General features: G+C 67.0%; 3 protein-coding genes. All 3 read right to left on the bottom strand.

What is annotated here, in order from left to right; all coding sequences use genetic code 11:
- Nucleotides 1-834, bottom strand: an 834-nt coding sequence (locus tag KHZ24_11880) for a hypothetical protein (GenBank protein ID MBS5451885.1), incomplete at its 3' end; no start/stop codon positions are given.
- A 934-nt stretch (nt 835-1,768) separates the two neighbouring features.
- Nucleotides 1,769-2,521, bottom strand: a complete 753-nt coding sequence (locus KHZ24_11875) for a molybdopterin-dependent oxidoreductase (protein ID MBS5451884.1) — start codon at nt 2,519-2,521, stop codon at nt 1,769-1,771.
- A gap of 49 nt (nt 2,522-2,570) precedes the next feature.
- A partial coding sequence (locus KHZ24_11870) for a molybdopterin-dependent oxidoreductase (protein MBS5451883.1) occupies nt 2,571-3,384 on the bottom strand: 814 nt, incomplete at its 5' end.

The following is a 3,384-nucleotide window of genomic DNA, read 5'->3' as shown; positions in this document are numbered from 1 at the left end:
CTCGACCTCGCCGCCGATCGTCACGATCCACTCGTCGGCCACGGCCGGGTCCGTCGTCGTGCGCCACTCGGCCGGCTCGTTGTTCAGCGACTCGAAGAAGATCTGGTTGTTCTCGGAGATCGTCGTCTGGTCGTAGGACACCTCGACGTTGGCCTCCTCGGCCGCGACGTCCGTGATGCCCTTGTACAGGTCGTACTTGGCGTAGTCCCACAGCTCGAACTGGTTCTCGCCGACCGTCAGCTTGCCGTCGGAGAAGTAGTGGCACGAGTCGCAGTTGCCGTTCATCGCGGAGAACGCGGCGCTGCCGTTGTGGATGCCGTGCAGCGACACGGAGAGCTGCGTGTTGCCGAAGCCGGCGTTGCGGTGGCAGCCGAGGCAGTTGGCGATCGTGATCTGCGTGGCGTAGCCCGAGCCGTACGCGTTGTGCTTCGTGTCGAGGCTCATGACGATGTCCTCGAAGCTGGTGTGGCAGCTGAGGCAGCCACGGTTATCAGCGTTGAGGTAGCTGATATTCCAGCCCTTGGGATCGCTGGGCACGGGCTGATAGATGTTGCCGAACGCGTCCGTGTAGCGCTTGGGCTGGTTGGCCTCAGCGTTGGCGGCAACCTTGTCGGCGTACGTCAGCTTGTCGGCGTACTCGGAGTAGTTGTCGAGCGTCGTGCCGCCGTTCTCACCGAAGCCGATGTTGTTGCCCAGGCGCGTGTCGGTGGACACCTCCGCAGCGTCGCCCGCAGCCGACTCGGTAGCGAACGCGGTGACGACACCAGCGCACGCCAGGCTGCCGGCGAGCATGATGCCCATACCGGTGGCAAGCATCTTCGTCTTGATGCGCATGCCCTTTCTCCTCCCATAGTGGTCTGACAGAACGGGCGGCCGCTCCATACGACCGTCCTCGAATCTGAAGCAACCTTAAGGTATGGGGCGAAACGATGGTAGTCATGCGTTATCTATGACGAACGGCGATAGCTCTGAGCTGGGGAAGCGACTGTTTTAACGCAGTGGATTTGCGTGTCGGAAGCTTGAAATAACCCGGCGTAACCACGATGTTGCGAGGCTTGTCGCACCCGGCGAACAGGGGGTTAACCGCAGGGGTTATCGCTGATCATGTGCGGTCGATTGGCCGGCAGAGATACCTGGAGCGCCTCACGCGGGGCTGTTGCGAGGGCTCGCGCGTCGTACGTGTCGCCGTGTTTTGCAGCACGTCGAGCGGGGGTGCGTTCGATGATGCCATGTGCGCCCGTGCTGGCGACAGCTGCGAGGCCACCTCTTGATTTTCGCGGTGCGCTGGCTTGCCAAAAGGGCCCGCGATATGAAACTCGGGCGGCGACGTTGGAGTATCCACCTCTAAGTTTGGCTGGTTGGTAGTGGTAGACAGGGGGCTGCAATTCAGAGAAGGACAAGCGGGTACCTGTGTGGCCAAAATGGGGCAGCTTTGCGAGTTGGCGGGGCCCGGTCGGCCTTTGAGGTGACGTCCGGGCCCGGCGCGACCTGCGGCTTTTTCGAAGCGAGGCCTCGGTGGGGTCGCGTGGAGGCGCGCCGAGGGCCTTGTCGGCTCGCAAAGCGGGGCGGTTTTGGCCAGGGGAGGGGCGCTCCCTCCTGCTCTGGGCGAGCGGGGCCCCGCTCGCGACCCGGCCCGGCCCGAAAGGGGGCGCGGCCCGGGCGGCCCGGTCGCGTCGCCGCGGCGCGCGGGCAGCCCCACGCAAAAGGGGGCCGCGCCCCGCGCTGGCGGGACGCGGCCCCCGGGGGGCGCCTGCGGGCGGTTAGGGCCTTACTGCGCGGAGGTGACGCCGGCGTTGGGGGAGTTGGGGAACTCCGCGCCCTCGCCGGGCTCGGCGGGCACCTCGGAGGCCTCGCGGGCCTCGACGCGCACCTCGGCCACGTCGCGCACGAAGTAGTTCGCGGGGGCGCCGGCCAGCCACAGCTGGTTGTTGCCGCCCACGGAGGCGGAGAGGTCCTCGCCGTTGATCTCGTAGGAGATGACGCCGTGGTGGGCCACCACCCAGGACAGGGGGAGGGCCACCTCGCAGCCGTCGGAGGAGACGAACACCAGCGTGTTGACCCCGGCGCGGGCGCCGGCGCGGTCCAGAAGGTGGCTCACCGGGATGCCCTTGACGTCGGCCGTGATGATGGCCCGTCCGTCGGCGGGGTTGCCGCCGCAGGTGCAGGTCATGACCTGGCTGACCGAGTCCTCGCCGGCCAGCTCGTCGACCGTGGCCGTGAACTCGGAGTCGACCTCGCCGGTCACGGAGAGCTGCCACTCCAGCGGGTTCACCTGGGCGAAGTCCTCGGTGGCCTGGCAGAGGGTCCCCACAGCCCCGCGGAACGTCGAGGCGATGACCTCGTTGGGCGTGATCGTGGCCTGGTCGAAGGAGAACGTCCCCTCGGTCGCGTCGGCGGCCACCGTGCCGGCCACTCCGGACTCGGAGGAGGCGACGGCGGCGGGCTGGTCGGCGGCCGGGGAGGCCGGGGCCTCGGAGGCCAGCGCCACGGCGGCGCCGCCCAGCGCCATCGAGGCGCCGATGCCACTCGCGAGCAGGGTCTTCGTGTAGTTCTTCATGGGTGTCTCTCCCTTACTCAACGGTGAACAGGAAGTTGGTGTCGCGACCGCAGACGAGCTCGGAGCCGTCGGGCAGCATGCAGGTGGTGCGGATCTTCAGCAGGTACGCGCCGGGGTTCTCGGGCGTGAAGTCCATGCGCCAGTACGTCCAGCACGTCGGGTCGTTGTCCGGCGTCTCCATCTCGAGCCAGCTCTGGCCGCCGTCCAGCGAGTACTGGATCTTCGTGATCGGCGCGTCAAAGGCGTCCGCGAAGCCCTCGAGGTGCACGGGCTCGCCGTTCTGGAACACCTTGCCGTCGGGGTAGTTCAGCACGCCGGCGTTGGGCTTGCCGTCGTACGTGCCGGTCCACGGGTCGATGATGGGGCTCGACTCGCTGTTGAGGACGAAGTTCTCCTTCGTGATGAAGTCGATCGTCTGGATGGCCTTCATGTACGTGGCTGCAGAGCCGCGCGGCACGATGAGCGTCAGCGGGTAGCCCTGCGTCACGGGCAGCGGCTCGCCGTTGATCTCGGTCACGAGCAGGCAGTCCTCGACGTTCACGAGGTCGAAGGCGGGCGACACGAGGTTGTAGCCGTCCTCGGTCGTGCACTTGAGGCTCGTCACGGAGTCGGCCGGCTTGACATAGTCGATGATGGCCTGCATGGGAACGCCGGTGAACTCGGCCTGGAAGATCCAGGGGCCGCCGGTGCCGTTGGCGATGCAGACCTGCTTGGCCGTGTGGGTCGTCGTGCCGAACTTCTCCTTGAGCTCGGAGACGCTCATCTCGATGGGGTTCTCGACCTCGCCGCCGATCGTCACGATCCACTCGTCGGCCACGGCCGGGTCC

The sequence above is a fragment of the Coriobacteriia bacterium genome, from assembly GCA_018368455.1.
In the GTDB taxonomy this organism is placed as follows: Bacteria; Actinomycetota; Coriobacteriia; order Coriobacteriales; family UMGS124; genus JAGZEG01.
The sequence above is the reverse complement of the archived record's forward strand: the minus strand, read 5'-3'. Positions and strand labels throughout refer to the sequence as shown.